Here is a 323-nt window from a genome sequence, read left to right on the forward strand (position 1 = left end):
CGCGACGGTGGCGCAGCTCGCGGCACTGCACTCCCCGTTCGACCAGGAGGTCGTCCTCATCAGCACGGACCGCTCCCGCCCGCTGGAGGAACGGCGGCGCGAGTGGTCCTGGCTGGGGTGGCTGCCGCATCTGCGCCCGACGCACGGGCAGGACTGCCGGCTGCTCCTCGCGTACGACCGCGAGCAGGCGGCCGCCCGGACGGCCGAGCTGGTGCGCCGCCTCGACGAGGGCCCCCTCGGTCCCGGCTGGCCGCATCTGGACCGTGCCTCGGTGGCCGAGGCCGCTCGCGCCCATACGGGTCCGCACACGGTGGTCGTCCTGG

The 323-nt window shown here is 75.9% G+C and carries 1 protein-coding gene; it reads left to right on the forward strand.

What is annotated here, in order from left to right:
* On the forward strand, positions 1–323 hold a 323-nt coding region (locus tag HTV45_RS33635), incomplete at both ends, for a hypothetical protein (RefSeq protein WP_215209658.1).

The sequence above is a fragment of the Streptomyces sp. CHD11 genome, from assembly GCF_018638295.1.
Lineage (GTDB): Bacteria > Actinomycetota > Actinomycetes > Streptomycetales > Streptomycetaceae > Streptomyces.